The organism is Mangrovivirga halotolerans (genome assembly GCF_026241165.1).
Classification (GTDB): Bacteria; Bacteroidota; Bacteroidia; order Cytophagales; family Cyclobacteriaceae; genus Mangrovivirga; species Mangrovivirga halotolerans.
This window is the reverse complement of record NZ_JAPFQN010000007.1, coordinates 202,543-224,735: the sequence shown is the minus strand read 5'-3', so window position 1 is coordinate 224,735 and position 22,193 is coordinate 202,543. Positions and strand designations below refer to the sequence as shown.

Here is a 22,193-nt window from a genome sequence, read left to right as displayed (position 1 = left end):
CCTCAAAAGAGCATAAGCAGCTATCATTAATTTGGTAGCTGCTTTTTTTTATGTATGGCCGGAGGGATGCTTCCCTCAAGCCTGCTCCTCACTAAAACACTTCACAGGAGTGTTTTTAAACGCTCGGCCACCCATCCGGCTCCACAAAATGAACCTCAAAAGAGCATAAGCAGCTATCATTAATTTGGTAGCTGCTTTTTTTTATGTATGGCCGGAGGGATGCTTCCCTCAAGCCTGCTCCTCGCTAAAACACTTCACAGGAGTGTTTTTAAACGCTCGGCCACCCATCCGGCTCCACAGAATGAACCTCAAAAGAGCATAAGCAGCTATCATTAATTTGGTAGCTGCTTTTTTTTATGTATGGCCGGAGGGATGCTTCCCTCAAGCCTGCTCCTCACTAAAACACTTCACAGGAGTGTTTTTAAAGTATTTCTTTTTGTCAAAAGTTTTTGAGTTTATTTAAATTCAAATTAATGGATGAATCTATTTTTCCATTTTACAGTGGATTACTAAATATGTAATTATTTGGCGAACGTTTTAATTTAGGTTAGGCATTATTATTATCTTAATTCGCAGTTAATTAGAGATATGAGCGTTTAGGGTAGTAAGTGATTGAATTGAGCTTTTAGTTATTTGATCGAAATTATGTTGCCTGTTTTTTATTCATCAAGTATCATTGCTTATTATTATAAGATATTTTTCAACTTTTTTTATTTTCTATCACTATGAAAGAGTTTTTATTAACTATTGTGGCATTAATATTTATCAATGTAACAGTCAAAGCACAGGAATTTAAGCCATTTAGCGTAGGGGTTGATTTAGGTTACAGTCTATCGATTGATAAAACCTTGGCAACAAGATTTGGGTTTTTATTTGCTGTTGAACCAGCATACAAAATTACAGATAAGATTGAGGCTTCATTGAAGTATGAAGGGGTTGTTTTAATAGGTACTGATGAAAATTTGTACCTTGAGGGAGCCCGTATGGGGTCGTGGTTAGTTAATGGTAAATACTTCCTAAATACGAATGATTTCAGGCCATGGGCTGGAATGGGTATCGGTTTTTTTAATATCAGAGAGTTTATTGAAACACAAGATACTATAGAAGAGTATTATATTGGAAGAAAGTTTGGTTTTGCCCCCAGGGTAGGATTCCAGTTCAGACACTTGAGATTTGCAGTAGAATACAATGCTGTTTTAGGTGAAGAGAGTAGAAGTCAGGATTATCTTGGTGTTAAAGTGGGTATAGCTATCGGTGGTGGTAGGAAATAAACCTGGTTATAAAGATTAGAATTAAATAGTTAAATAAAAAAGTCCTTAAGTTTATTGAATTATATATCAATAAACTTAAGGCTTTTCTATTATTGAATTAAACATATATAAAAAGGCCGGCGTGCTACACCGACCCTTTAAAACTTTTACTTTTTAATTTATTACCTGTTAGCAACCTCAGATTCCCAAAAGAACTCTTCATCGAAAAGCTCATGAACGGTTTCAGTAATTTTTTCTTCATCTGCATCAAGCACTTCACCGTCCATCATTCCTGAGGCATAACCTTGCCATACAAGGTTACCAGTTTTCTTATTTACTATGTCTACTAGTAAAGTTCCTTCCTCAAAATAATAAGTTCTTTTATCTTCTATTTCTCTTACTTCAGCTTCAGGAACTAGTCCTAATATTTCTTTGTCTACTTCATCAGAAGACCAGTAATTTTCATCCTGAAAAGTGTCTATATAGCCGGTAAACTTTGTTGGTTTATCAAAAACTCTGAAGTTAATGATCAATCCATCTTGCCCGGGCATATATTCGTAGCCTCTGGCTTCCATTTCATGCTCGATTGCATTTCTGATTTTAGCTTTTAATAAATGATTGTCGAGTGTATACAAGCCAAATTCATTAGTGGCATGAGATGCCCACTCAAAATATTCATAATCTTCGAAATCGAAGTTTAACCTTTTATCTGAATCAATAATTTTGTTTTGACTTAATACTTGACTCGAAGTAAATAAAACAGCTAAAATCACAGTCATAACTTTAATTGCTGTGTTTCTATTTAAGTACTTCATAATATTATTTTTTTTGATTCAAAATCAGTTATATAAGTGAAAAATTTATGCCAAAGACTGGATCTGCTATTAAACAAATTTATAGTTACTTAAAATGTGTTGAAGGGAATAGACTGTGTAATTTATTCAACAAATTAGTGAAAATGAATTCACTTAATCATTTGAAAATGAGTTATTTAACTTGTGTGTAGGAAGATCCTAGCCATTCGGTGAATTCCTTTTTAGGTAAGGAGTATAGTTTTTTTCCGTATTTAATCGCCTCCATTTGATATTCTCTTCTTTGAGAGCTAATTATGGCTTTTAAAAGTTTACTATCTTCTTCAGATGCAAAATGGTGCTCGTTGTTATCAACAACATTTTCTAGCATAAACAGGTCCCTGTCGTCACCTAGGAAATCAGTTAGCTTGTGATATTCATCTTCCAGGGGATCAATTATTTCAGGCCACAAAGGGATTATGATTCTCAGTTGATATCTTAAATATTTAGCTCTTTTTCGCCATTCATGAAGTTTAGGAGGTGAAGCATCTTCACAACATCGATTATAGGCTTTTTTCCCTCTTTTATAAACCTTAATCATACCGGGTTTAATGAAAGCAAAAGAGTTTTCAATTTCCCAAACTTCCATTTTTTGCAATGTCTCAAGAATATCGTTTTTTATCTCCTGAAAGATTCTTTCCATATTTTTCAAATCATGCAAACGATCTCTTTTTTCTACTATAAAGTTTGTGAAAGACTTAAATGTGTTTTTGTATAATTGGTTGTTGTAAGTCGATTTTAGATTCTCTAGCGCTTCAATTACGGAAGTTGCATCACGAGCCAGGGATAATTTTCTTCCAGCATCCCTGTAAATCACATTGTATTTTTTATACTCATCAAAATTACCTCGAATTAAACGCAAGGCTGCTCTTAGTTTTTTGAGGCATTTTCTTATTTCATGTATTTTTATTTTGACATCAGATTCAGAATCGTCAATTATTTCAATAACTGATTCTGCATTCTCTTTTAAGTAGGCTTTTATTTGGTTTGAAATATCAAACATTGATTAGTATTAATTTAGATCCAAGATTTTAGCCATGAGTCTGTTAATTATTAATATTAGAAGAGTGACACCTACTGCTATGTAATATTGATCTAGTGCTATTGAAATACCTATTCCAAGGGAAAACAATAGGGTTGCAGCAGTTGTCAGACCTTTCACATCTTCACTCTTTTTTAGAATTGTTCCGGCGCCAATGAAACTAACACCAACGACAAGAGCCTGAAGAACCCTTATCGGATCAGTTCTAATTATATCTCCGACATTTTTGATCTGTACAAAATCAACTAACGGGATTGTTAATGACACAATCAGGCAAGCAGCTCCTCCCACTATCATATTTGTCCTAAGTCCAGCAGGTTTTTCAGCGCTTTCCCTTTCATATCCTACCGCAGCACACAAAATAGTTGCTATAAGGACATCTAAAAGTGTAAATAACTGAAAACTAATTTCCTGAGGCATGTTATTCCTGGATTTGTTCTATTAATCTAGTAAAAATATGCCATTGAACAACAATATTTATATATGAAAAATATAATACAATAGAATAATAGTTACATTTTTTGTAACTTATAAGTACCTGCTTGGAAATCTACTGAGCACTTAATTTATCATCCAAATAATAAAATAAACCAACTGAATTATGGGAATTGTAAAAGTGATAGAAGTAATCGCCACTTCGAACAAAAGCTTTGATGATGCTGCAGCAAATGCTGTGAAAGAAGCATCCAAAACAGTTAAAAATATCAAATCTATTTATATTGAAAATATGAATGGAAATGTTGAAGGAGATAAAATCATAAGTTATGGTGTGAATGCCAAAATCTCTTTTGAGATAAATGGTTAACTTTTCCTCAACGTGCTAGAACCTTAAAAGCAATACCTTAGACAGGGTATTGCTTTTTTTATTAATAAGATGTTATTTTGCTATTTAGAATAAGTCTAAATAAATTTAATTAAACCCATGCAGGATCCTTCCATAGTGATATCAAGCAAACATACACTTCTCAATCTGGGGTTGAAATCAATTATATCTGAAAACTTTGACACCAGGATTGTCATACCAAAATCGCTAAATGAATTAAGAAAAGTCCTGCAAAATGAATGTTCGGTTTTAATCATAGATTTTGATAATCATTACCTTCCAGAAATAAGTTATGTTGAGAAAATAAAAACAGAATTTAATGTTCCAATTCTAGTTATTTCTTCATTTAATGGGAGTGATAATTTCTTTGAGCTATTAAAATATAATTTGGAAGGATTTATCAGTCCGGAATGTAGTGCTAATGAAATAAAAGAAAGCATTTCTTCAACTAGCGTTGGTGAAAAGTTTTATTGTAAAAGGGTAGTAAATTTAATAGTGTCAAATCAAATATCTACCTCTTCAGATCCTATTAGTAAAAAAGAAATATCCACAGGTCTCTCACCCCGCGAACTTGAAGTTACAATTGCCCTGGCAGAAGGATTGAGCAATAGTGAAATAGCTAGTAAATTTTACTTAAGTATTCATACAGTTCAAACTCACAGAAAAAATATCATGAAAAAATTAGGGATAAGTTCCCTGGCTGAGTTGGTTAGGTACGCCTTTGATAACAAGCTGGTAAATAAGTAGAGATATATACCTTATCCAGGGTATACTACCTGCCAGAAGGTAATATATTTTCCCTATTTAGCGGTATTGTTTAGAATGATTCTAAATAAGACTTTTGCATCATAATTAACAGCGTTAAAGCAAAGTATTATGAAACATAAAAGTCTTTTTTTATTTATTCTATCCTTGTTCGCTTTTACTATGAGTGCTCAAAGTGGAACAGTTCAAGGTAAAGTAGAAACAGCAGACGGCAAACCAGCCGCATTCGTAAATATTAGTATAGAGGGGACTACAAAAGGTGCCGTTTCTGATGAGTCGGGTCAATTTTTAATACAGAATGTAACGGCTGGCGAATATAAAATTATTGCTTCGTTTGTTGGACTGGATGCTCAAAGCAAGAAAATCAGTGTGAATCAAGATGCAATCACTCGCATATTTTTTACACTTGAAGAATCCCTTCAAACATTAAACGAAGTCATCATTTCTTCAGAAAGGAATAAGTATTATACTGAATTACCTTCTTCTTCATTAAGGATTCAGACTCCAATACTTGAAACTCCTCAAAATATTCAAACAGTTACCGGTTCTCTATTAAATGATCAGCAAATTTTTGAAATGACTGATGGCATTGAGAGAAACATAAGTGGAGCTCAGCGACTAGAGCATTGGGAAACTTATGCTAGAATAAATGTCAGAGGAAGTCGAGCCACCCCCTTTAGAAACGGAATGAATGTACAGATTAGTAATTGGGGCCCGCTCTCTGAAGATATGAGTATGGTAGAGCGGATTGAATTTGTAAAAGGACCTGCAGGATTTATGTTGGCAAATGGAGAGCCTGGTGGCTTTTATAATGTTGTAACCAAAAAGCCAACCGGAATACCAGGTGGAGCAGTTTCCATGTCCCTTGGTAGTTTTGATACATACAGATTAACCACTGACCTTGATGGTAAATTATCTAAGGATGGTAAGTTATTATATCGATTCAATGTCATGGGACAATCAAAAGGTTCGTATCGAGATTTTGAAAAGAGCAAGCGGTATTCGTTTGCAGGTGTATTAAGGTATCTGGTTTCAGATCAGACTACTTTAACACTTGAATACAATCAGCAATTTGCCAGAGTAAATGTTATTGGCAGCAATTATTCGTTCTCTCGAAGAGGTTATGGAGATCTGTCAACAAATTTTACACTTTCTGAACCTAATATGGATCCTGTGGACATGGTGGATCAAAGCATTTTTGCCTCTGTTGAACATCAAATTAGCCAGAAATGGCAGTTAATAGCACAAGTTTCATATATGAGATATCAGCAGGAGGGTCAAAGTATATGGCCGGGAATGGCTGATGTTGATAATGATAGTTTAATTATTAGAAACCTAAGTATCTGGGATGCATTAGGGGATAGTAAAAATTCGCAGGTCTTTGTTTACGGAAGTGAACAAACCGGTAGTATCTCTCACCAAATAATGGCGGGCATTGACTTAAATCATAAGGATTATTATGCCGATTGGAATCAGGGCGGAACGATGGGAGGATATTTTAATATTTATGATCCCGAATATGGAACGGTTGCAGCCAATGACTATCCTGAATTTGACCGCACTGATGATATCAAGGAAAGAGGAGTACATTATAATAATGGATATACAGGCCTTTACATTCAGGACCAGCTAGGCTTTTTCAATGACAAACTTCGAGTTACACTAGCGGGAAGATACAATAAGAGCAAAACTGTTAACCCGTATTCAGGTACAAAGTCGGATGAAATGTTTACTCCGAGATTTGGTATTAGTTGGTCAGTAAGAAGTGATCTTTCTACCTATTTTTTATATGATGAGACATTTTTACCCAATTTTGGCACAGGTTATAACAACAGACCGTTTGATCCGGTGGTTGGAAATAACTTAGAAATCGGAGTAAAAAAAGATTGGTTTGATGGGCGATGGAACATGGGCTTATCCCTATATCAAATAACTAAGAACAATGTTTTAACCACTGATGTAGAGCATCCGATTTTAGATTCTAACGGCCAGCCTACCGGTCAATTCTATCAGAAGGAGACAGGACAGCAAAAAGTTAAAGGAGTTGAACTAGATGTACGAGGTGAAGTAATACCAAATCTGCAGCTAATATTTAATTATGCATATACAGATGGCTCAATCACTAAAGATTCAAATCCTGAGTTAGTAGGTAATCGCATTCCAGGAGCGACAAAACATCTTCATAATACCTGGTTGACCTATAATTTAAGAGATCTTTTAAAACAGAACCTTAGGTTATCGCTAGGGTACAGTTATCAGGGAGAAAGATCATCATGGTTCATTTTTGATAAAACAGAGGCCTCTTTACCAGATTATTTCAGGTTAGACGGAGGATTGGGATATGCAATTGAAAATGTGAGCTTTAACCTGACAGTTAATAATATTTTGGATGAATATCTTTATTCAGGAGCCCCAACTACAGTAGGCTCCAGTAATGGGCAAGAGCGATTAACACTCTACTATTGGCAAGTAGAACCACCAAGAAATTACCGTTTCACAGTAAATATCAGGTTTTAATTATGTCTTTCAAGAAAGTAGTACGAAAGATACATCTTTGGCTCGGTTTCATTACCGGGCCAATAGTATTCATAGTTGCTTTAACTGGCTGTCTCTATGCATTTCAAGAAGAGATACAGGATTTGACCCAGCCTTACAGGTTTATTGAAAATTCTGATCAAAACAAACTGGAGCCCTCGAAGTTACAGGAAATTGTAAAGGAAAAGTATCCGGAGAAGTCTTTGCATGCATTAATGTATTACAATCAAAACCGGTCAGCAAAAGCAATATTTTACAGTAATGAAAATGAGTATTATTTTTTTGTTTATTTGAACCCGTATACTGGGGAAATTATCCATGTCAAAGATGAGCTAAGCAGCTTTTTCAGAATTGTTTTAGATGGCCACTTTTATCTTTGGTTGCCGCATGAAATCGGTCAGCCACTGGTAGCTTCAGCGACCTTAATTTTTTTGTTAATTGTTGTTTCAGGGCTGATTTTGTGGTGGCCAAAAAATAAAAAAGCTTCATCCCAAAGATTTAAAATCAAATTTAAGGGGAAATGGAAAAGAACCAATTTTGATCTTCATACCGTTTTAGGTTTTTATGTTTCTGTATTTGCGACATTATTTGCGATTACCGGGTTAATCTGGGGTTTTCAATGGTTTCGGGATATGGTTTATACTGGCATATCAGGAGGGGATAAATTTGAAAATTATTCTCAACCACTCTCTGGCACAAATCATGAAACAGATAATAATAAACCATCAATCGATACAGTTTGGGAAATTATGAAAAAGGAATATCCCAGGGCAGAATGGATTGAAATTCATCCACCACATGATTCACTAACTACAATTGCTGCTAATGCAAATCCGGATGCTTCTACTTACTGGAAAATGGATTACCGTTACTTTGATCAATATTCATTAGAAGAAAAGGAAGTTGACCATATTTGGAACAGGTATAATAAATCCTCAACAGCAGATTTAATAATGCGCTTGAATTATGATGTTCATGTTGGTGCCATAGGTGGGATCCCAGGTAAATTCCTGGCTTTTATTTTCAGTTTAATCATCGCATCGATGCCCGTTACCGGGCTTTTGATCTGGTATGGCCGGAAGACGAAATCTCCAAAAAGAAAGATCAAAGTTCAGGCAGCGTAATTCAACAGCTAATTTTTAATGGCTGTTGACAATTAGTAATTAAATTCTAAATATTTTTTTATTCATATCTCCTTATCGATATTTTGCAATTTAAGTGGTGAGGTATAAGTTTTGTTCAATTTTCTTTATTTAACCCCTTATATATAACCTTTTTTTATAAATTTTATTAAAACAAAAGTGATTTTTTACGTATATTATAATAGATCAAAGCCACCACAGCAGACTATAATCAATTAATATTTAAGGATTATTAATCTTAAATGCTATGGCCTATGGGAAATTTGTACATATTTAAAAATTTATTTAGTAAGGTTCTGCTTTTAGCATTTGGTGCAAGTTTAATATCGTGCAGTACCGATGATTTTGTTGAAGAACCCTATCGCTCGGATTCTGATTTTGTTGGTGTTTGGGAATTTGAAAAAGCCACGCTTTATAGTGCTAACGGAGATATGATAATTGACAGAAGCACTTGTGGGCAAGGCAATGAAATCGATCGTCTGGCTACCGATTTTATCTTTTACCCTGACGAAACAGCAGAAGCTATTCCTATTTGCCCCAATGTTCAAAGGCTTGATTTTGATAGATTTATTCAAACAGAAAATTCCATCACATTATATTATAATGATCGTACTGAAATAGTAACATATGGAATAGATTCTATTACAGAATCACGAATCATAATTTACAAGGATGGAAAGTGGATTCATTTACGTAAAACAGAGGATTTATAAGCAGACTATTATTGAGATTTCATTTATTTACTTGTTGCCATTGGTTTTTCTTGCTGGTTGCCTATAGAAATTTTCCCGTTAATCAGGGCTCCAGCTTCGACTTTGAGATCATTTGATTTAATTTCTCCAGTGATCTTTGCAGTACTTTTACATATTACTTTGCTTTTACAAGCCACATTCCCTTCTATTGTGCCTTCAACATCGAGCTGGCCACATGTAATATTTCCGTGAACTTCTCCTTTAGATCCGACGATTACCCGTGGAGCTTTAAGAATATCCCCATTTATTTTACCTTCAACCCTTAAAAGGTCATTCGATTCGATATTGCCTTTCAATGTGGTTCCTGAGCTCACTATACTGCCGGCTCCGGCAGATTGTTTATCTTCCGCTGCCATATTTTGTTTATTTGAATTAAACATTACTCTGTATTTAATTTTCTAAGTTTTGATTAATATTAATTTCTCAATGAATGTATTTTTGATATCTTACTATTTTTATTGCAAAAGTTAAAATATGAATAGCCTCGAAAAGCATTCATCATATATATACGTAAAGGTTTACCGTTTTATTTTACTCATATCATTAATATTGCTAATTGCATTATTGATGAATGCGGAAACATATTCCTCAGTGATAGCAGGTGGATTGTGCTTTATAGCATTATTTATGTATTACCTGATTGATCCTAAGGGTAAATTTAAGATCAGCAGACATTTATTGTTTTATTTTTATATATTTCTGGTAGCGGTAGTTACCCTTTCATCTGAATTTTTAACTACCTCTCATCTAGTAGCTTTCAGGTATTCGGTTCACATTGTTTTAATTGCATCCTGCATAATCCCATTACTCACCGGAGCATCCTTAAGGAGTAAAATAAATTACTATAGTAATATAGTCATAATACTGCTACTTATTGCACTATTGGATATTGTATATCCCTTGATCCATGATACGGATTTGTGGGTTAGTTTTTCAAATCATTTACTTTATGGTTATTATCTTGTTGTTGCGCTAGCAACTTTCACTTTATCCCATGCATTTAATTACCAAATCACAAAGTATAATCTGCTAAAGGCTAAGGTTGATAATATACGCATTAAAAACGAGGAATTAGAGGAGGAAAACAACGAGTATAAAACTCAATTGGATCAAATAGGAAATGATAATAAAAAATTAAGCAGGGCACTATTTGACAAGAATGCAGATAATGAAGTATTAAGAGATGAGATAGCCTACAGAGAGCAGCAACTTTTCGAATCCCAGCGAATGACCAGAACCGGTGTTATTGAGATTAGTCTGGAAAATCAGGAAGTGGAGTTGTCTCCTATACTTTGTGAGCTTTTTAATATCTGTTCCAATAGTCACAGAATTGATCTGGAAACATTTGTCGATACTATTGATTTAGATGATTCTGCTAAATTTTTTAAAGCAATTGAAGGAGCTAGTCAGGGCGGAAACACCTTCGAATTGGAAATAACACACCTTACTGAAGATAATACCAAAAAGATTTTTAAGTATACCGGAAGGCCAAGCTATAATGAGCGTGGAATCATTAAGGGTGTTTATTCGATGGTTCAGGATATTACCGATATAAAACAAAGAGAAAAATTGTTTTATCTTAAAAAGCAACAATTAGAATCTTTTGTTAAAACGGTGCCAGTACCATTGGCCATGTTTGATAAGGAAATGAACTTTATTGCTGCAAGTGGCAAATGGGTAGATGATTATAACCTTAGGGAAAAAGAATATTTAGGCCGTCCTTATTATGATTTGTTTCCTAATGCTTCTCAGGAATGGCGAAATATTCATAGGCGATGCCTCAATGGCGCCATTGAATATGAGGAAGAAGAAATGATCATCGATAAGAAAGGGAACGAAAGATGGTTCAGGTGGGAGGTAAGGCCCTGGTTTGATGAAAATTATGAAATAGGGGGAATAATTATTTTTTCTGAAGAAATAACAAACTGGAAAATTCAGGAAAATGAGCTAATCGACAGTAAAAAGCGTGCTGAGGAGTCTTCGGAAGCGAAAGCTTTCTTTTTGTCCACAATGAGTCATGAAATCAGAACTCCTTTAAATGCTGTAATCGGAATGACTCATTTACTTTTGGATGAATCTCCAAAACCAGAGCAGATAGAAAGTTTGAAAACATTAAAGTTTTCAGCTGATAACTTATTGGTACTGATCAATGATGTGCTGGATTTTAATAAGATCGAAGCAGGTAAGATCTCTATCGAGAACATCGATTTTTCGCTTCCATCACTAGTTAGTGGCATTCGCCAGTCGTTATCACCTAAAGCAGAAGAAAAGAACATTTCCTTCAAAGTAAGGATAGACATGGGAATCCCTGACATTGTCATTGGTGATCAGGTACGGTTAGGTCAGGTAATTACCAATCTTGTTAGTAATGCAATAAAATTTACCGACCGAGGGTCAGTCATATTAGACATCGGATTAGAATCTGAAGATGAAGAATCAGTATTTATTTCTTTTGCCGTAGAGGATACTGGCATTGGTATTCCAAAAGAAAAGCATAAGCTTATATTTGAAAGGTTCGAACAGGCTGGATCTGATACGACCAGAAAATTTGGAGGGACAGGTTTAGGCCTTGCAATTACAAAGAGATTGCTTGAACTAATGGGTAGTGAAATTAACTTAGAAAGTTCCTATGGTGAAGGCTCTAAATTTAGTTTTGTTTTAAAACTGAAGAAAAGCAGCAAATTAATCCTGGGTGATGGAATTAGTGAACTTAATTCTAAGAATACGGGAATACTCAAAGGAATTAAAGTACTTGTGGCAGAAGATAATCCTGTTAACCTCAATATCGCCAAGAGATTTTTACAAAAGTGGGGCATGTTGATTGATACTGCAATAAATGGAGAAGAAGCAGTTGAAAAAGCGTCAATAAATGAATATGACCTTATTTTAATGGATCTTCAGATGCCTGTTATGGATGGAATTAAGGCAGCCAGAAGAATTCGTGCACATACTAATAGTAAAGTAAATAGAGTCCCTATCATAGCTCTTACAGCCCATGTACTTGATGAAGTAAGAGAAAAAGTTGAAAATGCAGAGATGAATGATCTAATCTCTAAGCCTTTTCATCCAGCAGATCTTTATAAAAAGATTTCTAAGTTTGTAAAAACTGACAGAATAAAGGAACCCCAGGAAATGATCCCGGGAGATTTGACTGAAGGATTGATAAAAGATTCATTGATAAACCTTCAAAAAATAGATTACCTGACTGAAGGGAATCAAACCTTTGAGGAAGAATTTGTAAATTCCTATATAACTCAATTGGAAGAGTTTAAAGTCAGGTATAAATCACCTTATCACGAAGAGAATTTTGATGTTATCTCAGATGTAGTGCATAAAATAAAGTCAATGCTTAAGTTTTTAGAAGCAAATGAACTGCTTAATCTGATAAATAACTCGAGAAATGCATTAGAAAACGGACTTACCACAGAGGAAAAAGAAGGTGAGGTTGAAAAGGTTTTTAATACTATTGATAACATTATTAATTTGTTGAAGAAAAGAATTGACAACGTAGAAATATGAGATATTTTATTTATTCCATTTCATTTATTTGCCTATTGTCTTTAGGCAGTTGCGGTGATAGCCAGAAAGCTACTGAGGATTTGAGTGCAAAGCGTGACTCGTTATATAATGTAGTAATGCATGAGCATGATGAACTTATGAACCCAGCGACCACATTAAACAAAATGCGAAGTAATGTCGAAAAGCAGCTCGATTCAATTTCCACAGCAGGTGATACGGTTAATAATGTTTATTATTCAAATCTTAAGGAAGCACATCTTGAGATATTGACAGCACAAAATGCTATGCGGACCTGGATGATGAATTTCAAAAGAAAAGGAGTTGCAAAGGATAAAGTAACTGAATATGATGCCATGGTAGATACAATGGCAATTGAATATCTGGAAGGTGAGTACATTAAATTACAAGAACTCAGAAAGACAACCGAAAAAGCATTGCTAGCCGATAGTTTAGCTAATTAAAAAAGCCTCAATTTTTGAGGCTTTTTTTAATCTTCACAATCTTCAGAGGCATCGCTGACCATTTTTTGAGTGATCAGACCTTTTTCATTTCCCCAGGAATTATATACAAAAGTCATGACTTCCGCTACTTCCATATCCGACAAATAATTCAGTGCTGTCATTGGTTGATTATATGTTTTACCATTCACCACTATCTCTCCTTTTAAGCCATAGCGAATAATACACACGGCACGGTCAACATCACTTAGCATAAAATCAGATTTGGCAAGGGGCGGAAACAAAGAAGCCAGACCTTCTCCATTTTCCTGATGGCAGTTACTGCAATGCTTTTTATAAAGCTGTTCACCGGCGATCATGTAATGCTTAAACTTCATTTCATCAGATGCGGTTCCGGAACTTTCTGAACCACCATTTTCAGATTTTGAATTGCATGACATTAAAACAAAAAATATAAGTAGCGGCAGGTAACTAATATAATTTTTCATAATTATTCCTTTAAAAGTCTATCGATATCGTTCATCATTCTATCGACATCGTCTTTCTTAGTTCCGTCATACATACCACGGGGTCTTCCTTTTTCATCAACCAATACAAATGCACCACTATGTGCAAATCCCCCCGGAGCCTGAGGATCCTGGTATGCTGTAACCATATATTCTTTTTCAGCGAGCTTAAATATCTCATCAAGCTCTCCAGTCATAAATAACCACTGATCATTATCTACACCTAGCTTATTGGCATAATCTTTTAATGCCGGAACAGTATCATTGTAAGGGTCGATGCTATGTGATAGTATCAATAAGTCATCATTACCTTTATATTTTTCATAAACTCTCAACATTTGAGCAGCCATAGTAGGACAAATTGAAGGGCAGGTAGTAAAGAAAAAGTCAGCTACAACAATTTTACCTTCGATATCTTCCTGAGTAACAACATTACTATCCTGATCTACAAGGGAAAAATTACCGATCGTATGGTAGACTGTATCGGAGATTTTCTCACCGTTAATTACTGTGTCTTTAACCTGAAAATTACCGATATAACCCAGCTTTTTATTTGGTTCGTCAATCGAGATGATTTGTCCTGAACTGCTTTCATTATTTTTATTGCAGGCTACTATAGATAATAAAATCAAAAGCGCTGTTAAATATTTTCTTATCATATCAAATTTAATTTTTTCTATATTTCTTATATAATTTGATCCCTATCATTAACAAGATCATTACCGCAAAAAGCCCGATTACTCCATATACCATATCAAGAGCACTTTTAAGGACAACAATGAACGTAATGGAAATTAAAAATAAAGTCGCTCCTTCATTAAACATCCTTAATTGATCAGAAGTATAGGTCACCTTTTCATTTTGCAAGTTGCGATAAATTCGCCAGCACCAATAATGGTATCCATATAATCCAGCTACCAATGCAAGTTTAACCCATAACCACCCGCTTATGTTCCCTAATTCATAGACCATCCAGAATCCAAAGATTGCTGTTAAGACCGAAGCTGGTACTGTAATAATCTTCCAAAGTCTGGCTGTCATTAATTTCAACTGATCACTTAATACGGTTTTTTCGGGCTCCTGTCTTTCTGTAAGAGCTTCCGTATGGTAAATAAAAAGCCTTACAATATAAAAAAGACCTGCAAACCAACTGACAACAAAAATTATATGAAGTGCTTTTGCGTATAGGTAGAAACTCATTCTTGTACATTACCGTTTAAAATGTATTACGGTTCAAAAATAGCGATGTTTATTGAATTCAATAATAATTAATTGAAAAGCAATTTTAAAAAATCATATATTTAAATAAGAACTAAGAAAAATTCTTCACAAAGCAATAATATTTTTTCAGGTATGAATGACGGGAATAACTTATGGTATTTTGAAAATGTAGATCTTTTTGGTGTTATGTGTCCTCATAAATTAGGAGCAGCTGCAGGTAAAGATCATGTGATGATGGAATTTGGCAAAGATGAATTTATTTATTTCCCTAATGATGCGTCAGATCAAATCTACCTTGTGGCAGAAGGCAGAGTAAGAATCGGGAACTATAGTGAGGACGGAAAAGAAAATCTAAAAGTTATTCTTGGGAAAGGGGAACTGTTTGGAGAATTGGCTCTCTCAGGGGAAGGAAAACGTAATGATTTTGCCCAGGCTATGGATAAAGAAACTATAGTATGCCAGATGACTATTGATCATATGGAGGAACTTATGAGAGATGATCAAAGTTTGAGCTTAAAACTTCTTAAACTAGTTGGGTTTCGCCTCAAAAAGATGGAAAGAAAGGTTAATTCGCTGGTATTCAAAGATGCTCGTACAAGAATTGTGGAATTCTTGAAAGAATTGGGAGAGGAAAAAGGCACAAAGGTAGGCTATGAAGTGATGGTTAAGAATCACCTCACACATAAAGATATTGCTGCCCTAACCGGTACATCAAGACAAACTGTTACTACAGTTTTAAATGAGTTAAAAGATCAAAACCTTATTAATATTGACAGAAGAAGAATTCTTTTCAGGGATCTCGAAGCATTGGCTTAATCTAACCAGTAATCATCTCTTTCTGATGATTTTAATTTCCAAATTCTACCATCACTGGATTCCATCGATATCATTTTATTTGGATAATCTTTTTCAAAAAGATAATTTATTTTTCCAATATGTGCCCCTTCGACTTTAACAGACCATGCTTCTGCTGTATCAGTTACCGTGAAGTCAGAATTTTCTATAACAGGATCTGTAGCTTTGGAAGTCATCCTGGATTTCATGACAGGAGCAGAAAAGTTTAATCCATCTTCAAATTTTAATGCTCTCAACGAAAATACTAATTGGTCTTCTATTAAACAGACTTGTTCAATTTGTCTTTCTCCTCTTCCTTCACCATCCCAATAGCTGTTGTAGTTTTCGTCATAACCATACGATTTTTTCCTCATTGATTTAAAGGTGGTTCCACACCATTCCTGTGAAGAAACATTTAATTTATAAACGGCATCGGGACTTTGTCTTTTAAAAAAAATGCTCATTAAAAAATGGTAGGGATACCTATGTGTGGGGATATCAGAAAACAGGTTAACCTTTATTACCTCAAAAAGGTCATCACGTTGATAATTGTCAGTTTTTACCTGGTACTCCTTGTTGAAAGTCTCTTTGACTGCTACATAAACTTGTTCATAATTTCGGGGTTCACCATATATCACTCTTTGAGCATCATAAATATTAACTTCTGCTAAGCCGTCATCCCACAATTTATTATCCGTCCAATTATTATTGAAGTGATTATTCCATGGCATTTCTTTATCCTTATGCACTCCGCTTTCGGGATTGCAAGATATTGCTACCAGGGTGATCAATGTAATTAGTTTCCTCATAAAGAACTGTGGTTAATAGAGTTCAAATCATCTAATGTATCTATATCGATCAATTGTTCTATAAAATCTATTTTAAGGCCTAAAGAATTACATTTTTCAATTGTCTTATCAAGCACCTCGGGAGTAGACCATTTTATCCCTGAAAATAATTTTTTGTATATAGATTTCAAGCCAAGAAGATAATAGCCCCCGTCATTTGACGGGCCAATTACGACATCATTATTATCTAATTTCTGTGCTGCAATTTCAAGATGTTCAAGCGAAAGGTCATAGCAATCAGAACCTATGATAATAATTTTATCAGCTTCAGTTTCTTCTTTTACTTCAACAAATGCATCATGCATTTTTTTTCCAAGATCACCCTCGCTTTGAGTTTTTTTTATCACCCACGGAATGGAGAAATGATCATTCTTACCAATCTGATCTTTATAATAAACAAATGTAGGCCAATGGCTTTCTTCTATTAATTCAGCAGTTTTTTTTAATAATTTTTTATATATCTGCAGTGCCTTTTCCTCACCAATATCCTTTGCAAGGCGGGTCTTAACTTTACCTATTTCAGGTTGCTTTACAAATACTATTAATTTAGCCTCGGTCATTTTATCAAAGGGTTGTTTTTAAATTTAACCCAATTCAAATCAAATAAAAAGCTAATAAAGACTGCAGAATATTCTAAAAAAAGGATTAATGAAGATTCAATATATCCATTTTCATAATATCCGAGGTAGGTAAAAAAGATAAAAAAGGACCATATAATTCCGGATTTATAGTTATTAATAACCGATAAACCAATCAAAGGAATTACATACCAGGGGTGTACTGTGGTTGAAAAAACCAGATAAATAGCCCATAACCAAAAAAATAATTTGGAAGCTTCTTTTTTGCGGTAAAACCACGAAATCCCAAGCAATACTGATGTTGTAATTATTGAAAGGTAAGGGCCCAGGGTTTGAATAGTATTATAACCTTTTATCATATATCCAACCTCCCTTAAGAGATAATATATCGAAGCATTAAATTCAAATTTTTGAAAATACAGAGTAGTGCTTTCAATAATTCCACCAACGAAAGAAGCACTATATAAAGGAGAAAATAAAATCAGCGTAGTCAAAACTGATCCCAGGAGGAAAGGAATTAGTTTTTTGTCACGAACCGATGTAAAGAGCAAAAATGGACCAAAAATGAGTGGTAATAATTTGATAGCAACTGATACACCCAAAGCAATTCCTGCCAGCATATATTTTTTTTTGTGGACGTAATAAGCAAGAAAAATCAGTACCGGTACGAGCATAATCTCAAAATGGGCATTACCTGCTCCTTCTATTATTACAAGTGGATTAAGAAGATAAATAGTAAGCCATTGTGAGATATTTGGGGTGTGTTTTTTTAGTCTTCTGCCTATTTTCAAGATGGTTAATTCAGCGGCGACAAGTACAGATTTAATAAAGATTAGTGGTGCAACTATTGAAAAAGGAAGTAAAAACGAAGATAAGTATCCTATTGCCTGATAAACAGGAGGATAAATGGTATGATATTGTTTAGAGTTAAGCTCGTTGTATAGTTGCTGGAGGTTTTCTGGAAGTATAAATCTATCCATGACCTCCCTGGGAGTGGCAGAAAATGGATGAATACCTTCTCTCCATAATGCTCCGTCCCAAATAAACCGGTAGATATCCTCTGAGAGCCATGGAACAATAAATATCAGGATTATCCGGATAAATATAGCAATGCCGATTTTAAAGCCATGGTTGCTCGAATTTATAACCATGGTCAGATACCCTGCAAAAGCAAGAAAATATGTTATCAGTAAACCAAAATCATTATTTCTGTTAATAAAAAGTCCCTGAACTATAATTCCAGAAATAAGGAGAATTGCTCCAAGAATATTTTTAGTATTAACTGGTCGATATCCTGAATTCATTTTTATCAGGTTGCTTTAGCTGAGTGGTAAAAAACCATTGAAAATCCTGTGGCTAGCATAAAATGAAATAAGATCATACCATAATCTTCTATATAAATACCATATGCAATACCAAAAATAAAATAAAGAGCAAAGAATGCTTCTAAAAGGATCATTGGAGAAAAAGCAAGATTGAGGTATCTGTTTTTACGCCATGATTTTTTATCTGATACATTAAATTTAGGAGTTCTGATAAACGGAGAGCGTTTACCTATCCATCCTTCAAATACAGCAATAGCATTATGAAGAGACAAGCCCATTGACATAGTAAGGAATAGGAAATAAGTTTTGAGAAATCTCCAGAAGGATGTTTTTCCTGAATTCCCAATATGTTTATTTGCCTCCCAGAAATAATAAGAGAGACCGAGAAAGCCAATTAAAAATACAGTTCCCAGGTCAAACAGCCAGTTTAGGCCGGGCGACGAGTCCTTAATATAAAGCAATGGTACACTGATAATTGCAGCAACCAATAGAAAAAGAAATACACTCGAATTCAGGAGGTGGAAAGTGCCATGAATTTTATTTAGTAGGGGCAGCTCTGTTTGCCAAAGTTTGCTGAGGTTTTTACGGGCAGTCTCAGCCGCACCTTTATTCCACCTGAATTGCTGGGATTTTACTGCAGGCATAATGATCGGAAGCTCAGCCGGTGAAACCAGGTCTTCGAGATAATGAAATTTCCATCCTGAAATTTGAGCCCGATAAGAAAGATCAAGGTCTTCGGTTAGCGTATCATCATTCCACCCTCCAGCATCTATTATACAGTTTTTCCTCCATATCCCTCCTGTACCGTTAAAGTTAATGAAGCTACCTGAAGCCATTCTTCCTACCTGCTCAATCGAAAAATGGGCATCAAGTCCAAAGGCCTGGAGTTTAGTAAGAATACTGTAATTTTTATTGATATGGCCCCATCGGGTCTGAACAACGCCAATCTCTGAATACATAAAATAGGGAATAGTTTTCTTCAGAAAGTCCGGTGCTGGAATGAAATCAGCATCAAAAATGGCAATAAACTCTCCTTTTGCAGATTTCAGTCCATAATCAAGAGCTCCTGCCTTGAAACCGCTTCTATCCGGGCGAAATATATGTTTTATGTCGATTCCTTTTTGTTGCAACTCTTTTATTTTTTTTGCTGCAATTTCAGCTGATTCATCGGTAGAATCATCCAGTACCTGTATTTCCAGTCTTTCTTTTGGGTAGTTAAGCTTGCCTACTGATTCGATCAGTCTTTCAATTACATATAGTTCGTTGAATACCGGCAGTTGAACAGTTACACGCGGCCAATTACTTACTTCAGGAGCTTTTAATTTTGAGCGTTTTTTAAACTTTTTATATACACTGGTCAGATGTAGCTGCGTCAGGCTAAAGGCAAAGATGAAGAACAGCGCCACAACATAAATGATCAATATAGCCAACTCCCAGATACTAACCTGCATATCTTAATATCGTTGTAATAATTTTATATCCTGCCATAACAGTACCTTTAACAGTGCCAGAGACCTTACTTACTCCGATCCGCTGGCGGTATTTTACAGGGACTTCTGTCGATTTTAATTTTTTTCTAGCTGCTTTAACCTGCATCTCCACTGTCCAGCCATAAGTTTGATCCTGCATATTTAATTCTAATAGCTTTTGGTATTTAATAGCGCGGAAAGGCCCCAGGTCAGTAAAGTGTTCATCGTAAAACCATCTGATCATTCTTGTTGCCAGCCAGTTTCCAAATATTTGCTGCGGGGTCATTGATCCTTTTTCCCTGTTACCAAGGGCTCTTGATCCGATCACCATGTCATAACCTTCTTTTGTAATGGGTTCTATTAGTTTATAAGTTTCTTCCGGATAATCAGAATAGTCAGCATCAAGGAAAACGACAATGTCAGTATTATCACAAGTTTTGAGATAATCAATTCCTTTCAAACATGCCCTTCCGTACCCTTTTTGAGGTTGATCAAGCACAGTGGCTCCTGCTTTTGACGCTTCCTTCGAAGTTTGATCTACAGATCCGTTATTTACCACAATCACTTCTTTAACTAAATCCATGGGAATTTCTTTTACTACTTTTCCCACAGCATTTTCTTCATTAAAGGCTGGTATTATTATTCTTATATCTGGCTTTCTTTCCATAAGAGGTTAAAAAATGGCAAAATTACAGCCCCACAACAGTCATTTCAAGCTCTGAAGCAATTCATTTATGAAGAAACAGTATTTTCATTGCCGGTAAGAACTTTGTTTCCAAATCTTCCTTTACCATCTTTAACTTCAAGATTTAATACTCCTCTTGGGCAAACTGAAGAACATACTCCACAACCAACACAAGAAGATCTGATTATATTCTGACCTCGCTGTGCATACCATCTCACATCAATACCCATCTCGCAATAAGTTGAGCAATTGCCGCATGAAATACACTGACCTCCATTTGTTGTTATTCTGAACCTTGATTTAAATCGTTGAACAAGTCCAAGGTAAGCCGCCAGTGGGCAACCAAACCGACACCATACCCTATTACCCATAAACGGATAAAATCCGGTTCCGATCGCGCCAGAAAATATGAATCCGATACCAAAGCCATACCAGCTTCGTATTTCATAGCTACTGATACCAATTATATTTGCTTTTCCAGTAAAATAGGTATAAAGAACAGCACCTGTCATAACCACAGCGAACACCAAAACGGAATGAACCAATACTCTTTCTACTTTCCATGCTTTTAAAGATTTATCACTCAGGTGCCTGTATGGATCACCGAGGGTTTCTGCAAGTCCTCCGCAACCACAGACCCAGCTGCAATACCATCTTTTACCATAAAAATAAGTGAGGAGGGGAACGCCTATTATAATCAAAATAATTCCCCAGACCATCATCCAGATGCCTATAGTTCCTGATTCTATGTATTCATTTAATCTGTATTCAAAGAAAAAGGTATAATCAAGCGGCCAGATATTTTTCAGATCAACAGAAGGCAGGTTGAGTATATATAGGATTTCAGGAATCATAAATGCAAAACTGACCTGAAAGAACATTACCGATGTTGTTCTAAGCAACTGGTAGTTACTATGACGGTATTTTTTAAACATTCTTATACCCATGATCACTATAGCCATCGTGTAAAAGAATCCATACATAAACCACTGGCTTGCCGGCTCTCCTTTGATAAGCATTGTCACCGGATCGAACAGCATGATCCATTCGATGATGTATGCCGGAAGCTTGTATAAAAAGATATAGAACAAGATCAGGAAAACACCTAAGGCTATACCGATTATCCCCCGATTGGTCATTGACCTGAACATAAGATGATCATTTTTAATACCTGCAGGTTGATCTTTCCATTTCTGACTGATATACATTAGAGCTCCCAGCGTACTTAAACCGAGAATAACTAAAAGCCAAAGAAGAGTGTTTGATTTGACAGGTCCTGAAAGGGCAGCCCTGGTCAATGATAAAGTATAATCGGTATGAATTACTTTATCCCATTCTTCATTATTTCTGTATTGCTGGTTAACAGCTTCTTTAACAGCGTTTACACTGGAAATGAACTCTGGTTTCTCCAGTTGCTTGTCATATATTTCTTCAAGTCCAGGCGACAGACTCTCAAAATGCGATGAATCATTAATCACCTCCCCGGTGATCTCACTAGTCAGTGTAAACGAAGAGGTAAACAGCAACCCGATGAATATGAACAGGGAAGAACAAAATGCAATTATTCCAATTTTTTGAATTGTATTCATA

At 35.2% G+C, this 22,193-nt stretch carries 22 protein-coding genes; 9 read left to right on the top strand and 13 right to left on the bottom strand.

Annotated elements, in window-relative coordinates; all coding sequences use genetic code 11:
• The first annotated feature begins 725 nt into the window (after nucleotides 1-725).
• Nucleotides 726-1,271, top strand: coding sequence for a hypothetical protein (locus OO013_RS14740; RefSeq protein ID WP_266057681.1), 546 nt, complete (start codon nucleotides 726-728; stop codon nucleotides 1,269-1,271).
• Between the two features lie 161 nt (nucleotides 1,272-1,432).
• Here the strand turns inward: OO013_RS14740 and OO013_RS14735 are convergent, their stop codons facing one another.
• The 3 genes from OO013_RS14735 to OO013_RS14725 all read right to left on the bottom strand — a co-directional run bounded on the left by OO013_RS14735 (nucleotide 1,433) and on the right by OO013_RS14725 (nucleotide 3,563).
• Nucleotides 1,433-2,065, bottom strand: a complete 633-nt coding sequence (locus tag OO013_RS14735; RefSeq protein WP_266057680.1) for a DUF4136 domain-containing protein — start codon at nucleotides 2,063-2,065, stop codon at nucleotides 1,433-1,435.
• Between the two features lie 172 nt (nucleotides 2,066-2,237).
• On the bottom strand, nucleotides 2,238-3,104 hold the full coding sequence (locus OO013_RS14730; protein ID WP_266057679.1) for a CHAD domain-containing protein: 867 nt from the start codon (nucleotides 3,102-3,104) through the stop codon (nucleotides 2,238-2,240).
• A gap of 9 nt (nucleotides 3,105-3,113) precedes the next feature.
• The gene (locus tag OO013_RS14725) at nucleotides 3,114-3,563 is read right to left on the bottom strand and encodes an MgtC/SapB family protein (protein WP_266057678.1); all 450 of its coding nucleotides are present in this window, start codon (nucleotides 3,561-3,563) and stop codon (nucleotides 3,114-3,116) included.
• 181 nt (nucleotides 3,564-3,744) lie between these two features.
• On the opposite strand from OO013_RS14725, the gene OO013_RS14720 reads away from it, so the two are divergent.
• The 5 genes from OO013_RS14720 (at nucleotide 3,745) to OO013_RS14700 (ending at nucleotide 9,121) form a co-directional block, all read left to right on the top strand.
• A complete protein-coding gene (locus OO013_RS14720; RefSeq protein WP_266057677.1) occupies nucleotides 3,745-3,948 on the top strand; it encodes a dodecin family protein in 204 nt (67 codons plus the stop codon).
• A gap of 117 nt (nucleotides 3,949-4,065) precedes the next feature.
• The gene (locus tag OO013_RS14715) at nucleotides 4,066-4,713 is read left to right on the top strand and encodes a helix-turn-helix transcriptional regulator (protein ID WP_266057676.1); all 648 of its coding nucleotides are present in this window, start codon (nucleotides 4,066-4,068) and stop codon (nucleotides 4,711-4,713) included.
• A gap of 129 nt (nucleotides 4,714-4,842) precedes the next feature.
• Nucleotides 4,843-7,248: a TonB-dependent receptor gene (locus OO013_RS14710; RefSeq protein ID WP_266057675.1), complete on the top strand. Its 2,406-nt coding sequence runs from the start codon at nucleotides 4,843-4,845 to the stop codon at nucleotides 7,246-7,248.
• A 2-nt stretch (nucleotides 7,249-7,250) separates the two neighbouring features.
• Nucleotides 7,251-8,390: a PepSY-associated TM helix domain-containing protein gene (locus OO013_RS14705; RefSeq protein WP_266057674.1), complete on the top strand. Its 1,140-nt coding sequence runs from the start codon at nucleotides 7,251-7,253 to the stop codon at nucleotides 8,388-8,390.
• A gap of 272 nt (nucleotides 8,391-8,662) precedes the next feature.
• Nucleotides 8,663-9,121 (top strand): hypothetical protein, encoded by a 459-nt coding sequence (locus OO013_RS14700; protein ID WP_266057673.1) that lies wholly within the window; start codon nucleotides 8,663-8,665, stop codon nucleotides 9,119-9,121.
• A 23-nt stretch (nucleotides 9,122-9,144) separates the two neighbouring features.
• Here OO013_RS14700 and OO013_RS14695 read toward each other — a convergent pair whose 3' ends face one another.
• Nucleotides 9,145-9,540 (bottom strand): bactofilin family protein, encoded by a 396-nt coding sequence (locus OO013_RS14695; RefSeq protein ID WP_266057672.1) that lies wholly within the window; start codon nucleotides 9,538-9,540, stop codon nucleotides 9,145-9,147.
• A 94-nt stretch (nucleotides 9,541-9,634) separates the two neighbouring features.
• On the opposite strand from OO013_RS14695, the gene OO013_RS14690 reads away from it, so the two are divergent.
• Together OO013_RS14690 and OO013_RS14685 are read left to right on the top strand one after the other, a co-directional pair.
• Nucleotides 9,635-12,679: an ATP-binding protein gene (locus OO013_RS14690; protein ID WP_266057671.1), complete on the top strand. Its 3,045-nt coding sequence runs from the start codon at nucleotides 9,635-9,637 to the stop codon at nucleotides 12,677-12,679.
• Nucleotides 12,676-13,140, top strand: a complete 465-nt coding sequence (locus OO013_RS14685; RefSeq protein ID WP_266057670.1) for a hypothetical protein — start codon at nucleotides 12,676-12,678, stop codon at nucleotides 13,138-13,140. The genes OO013_RS14690 and OO013_RS14685 overlap by 4 nt, the downstream gene beginning before the upstream one ends.
• 26 nt (nucleotides 13,141-13,166) lie before the next feature.
• On the opposite strand, the gene OO013_RS14680 is transcribed toward OO013_RS14685, so the two are convergent.
• Genes OO013_RS14680 through OO013_RS14670 form a run of 3 tightly spaced genes read right to left on the bottom strand, consistent with a single transcriptional unit; the run spans nucleotide 13,167 to nucleotide 14,843 of the window.
• Nucleotides 13,167-13,625, bottom strand: a complete 459-nt coding sequence (locus OO013_RS14680) for a c-type cytochrome (RefSeq protein ID WP_266057669.1) — start codon at nucleotides 13,623-13,625, stop codon at nucleotides 13,167-13,169.
• A gap of 2 nt (nucleotides 13,626-13,627) precedes the next feature.
• Complete coding sequence (locus tag OO013_RS14675; RefSeq protein WP_266057668.1) at nucleotides 13,628-14,302, bottom strand: SCO family protein; 675 nt, start codon at nucleotides 14,300-14,302, stop codon at nucleotides 13,628-13,630.
• 7 nt (nucleotides 14,303-14,309) lie between these two features.
• On the bottom strand, nucleotides 14,310-14,843 hold the full coding sequence (locus OO013_RS14670) for a CopD family protein (RefSeq protein WP_266057667.1): 534 nt from the start codon (nucleotides 14,841-14,843) through the stop codon (nucleotides 14,310-14,312).
• 153 nt (nucleotides 14,844-14,996) lie between these two features.
• Here OO013_RS14670 and OO013_RS14665 point away from each other — a divergent pair, with 153 nt between their 5' ends.
• Nucleotides 14,997-15,680 (top strand): Crp/Fnr family transcriptional regulator, encoded by a 684-nt coding sequence (locus OO013_RS14665; RefSeq protein ID WP_266057666.1) that lies wholly within the window; start codon nucleotides 14,997-14,999, stop codon nucleotides 15,678-15,680.
• Here the strand turns inward: OO013_RS14665 and OO013_RS14660 are convergent.
• The 6 genes from OO013_RS14660 to OO013_RS14635 form a co-directional block, all read right to left on the bottom strand.
• On the bottom strand, nucleotides 15,677-16,507 hold the full coding sequence (locus OO013_RS14660; RefSeq protein WP_266057665.1) for a hypothetical protein: 831 nt from the start codon (nucleotides 16,505-16,507) through the stop codon (nucleotides 15,677-15,679). The two genes, OO013_RS14665 and OO013_RS14660, sit on opposite strands and share 4 nt — an antisense overlap.
• A complete protein-coding gene (locus OO013_RS14655; RefSeq protein ID WP_266057664.1) occupies nucleotides 16,504-17,106 on the bottom strand; it encodes a TIGR04282 family arsenosugar biosynthesis glycosyltransferase in 603 nt (200 codons plus the stop codon). Before OO013_RS14655 ends, OO013_RS14660 begins: the two co-directional genes overlap by 4 nt.
• Entirely contained in the window at nucleotides 17,103-18,428 is a 1,326-nt protein-coding gene (locus OO013_RS14650) for an MptA/MptB family glycosyltransferase (RefSeq protein ID WP_266057663.1), read from the bottom strand. The genes OO013_RS14655 and OO013_RS14650 overlap by 4 nt, the downstream gene beginning before the upstream one ends.
• 5 nt (nucleotides 18,429-18,433) lie before the next feature.
• Nucleotides 18,434-19,900: a cellulose synthase family protein gene (locus OO013_RS14645; RefSeq protein WP_266057662.1), complete on the bottom strand. Its 1,467-nt coding sequence runs from the start codon at nucleotides 19,898-19,900 to the stop codon at nucleotides 18,434-18,436.
• Nucleotides 19,890-20,585, bottom strand: a complete 696-nt coding sequence (locus OO013_RS14640; RefSeq protein WP_266057661.1) for a glycosyltransferase family 2 protein — start codon at nucleotides 20,583-20,585, stop codon at nucleotides 19,890-19,892. The genes OO013_RS14645 and OO013_RS14640 overlap by 11 nt, the downstream gene beginning before the upstream one ends.
• A gap of 65 nt (nucleotides 20,586-20,650) precedes the next feature.
• Complete coding sequence (locus OO013_RS14635) at nucleotides 20,651-22,192, bottom strand: 4Fe-4S binding protein (protein WP_266057660.1); 1,542 nt, start codon at nucleotides 22,190-22,192, stop codon at nucleotides 20,651-20,653.
• Nucleotide 22,193 lies beyond the last annotated feature (1 nt).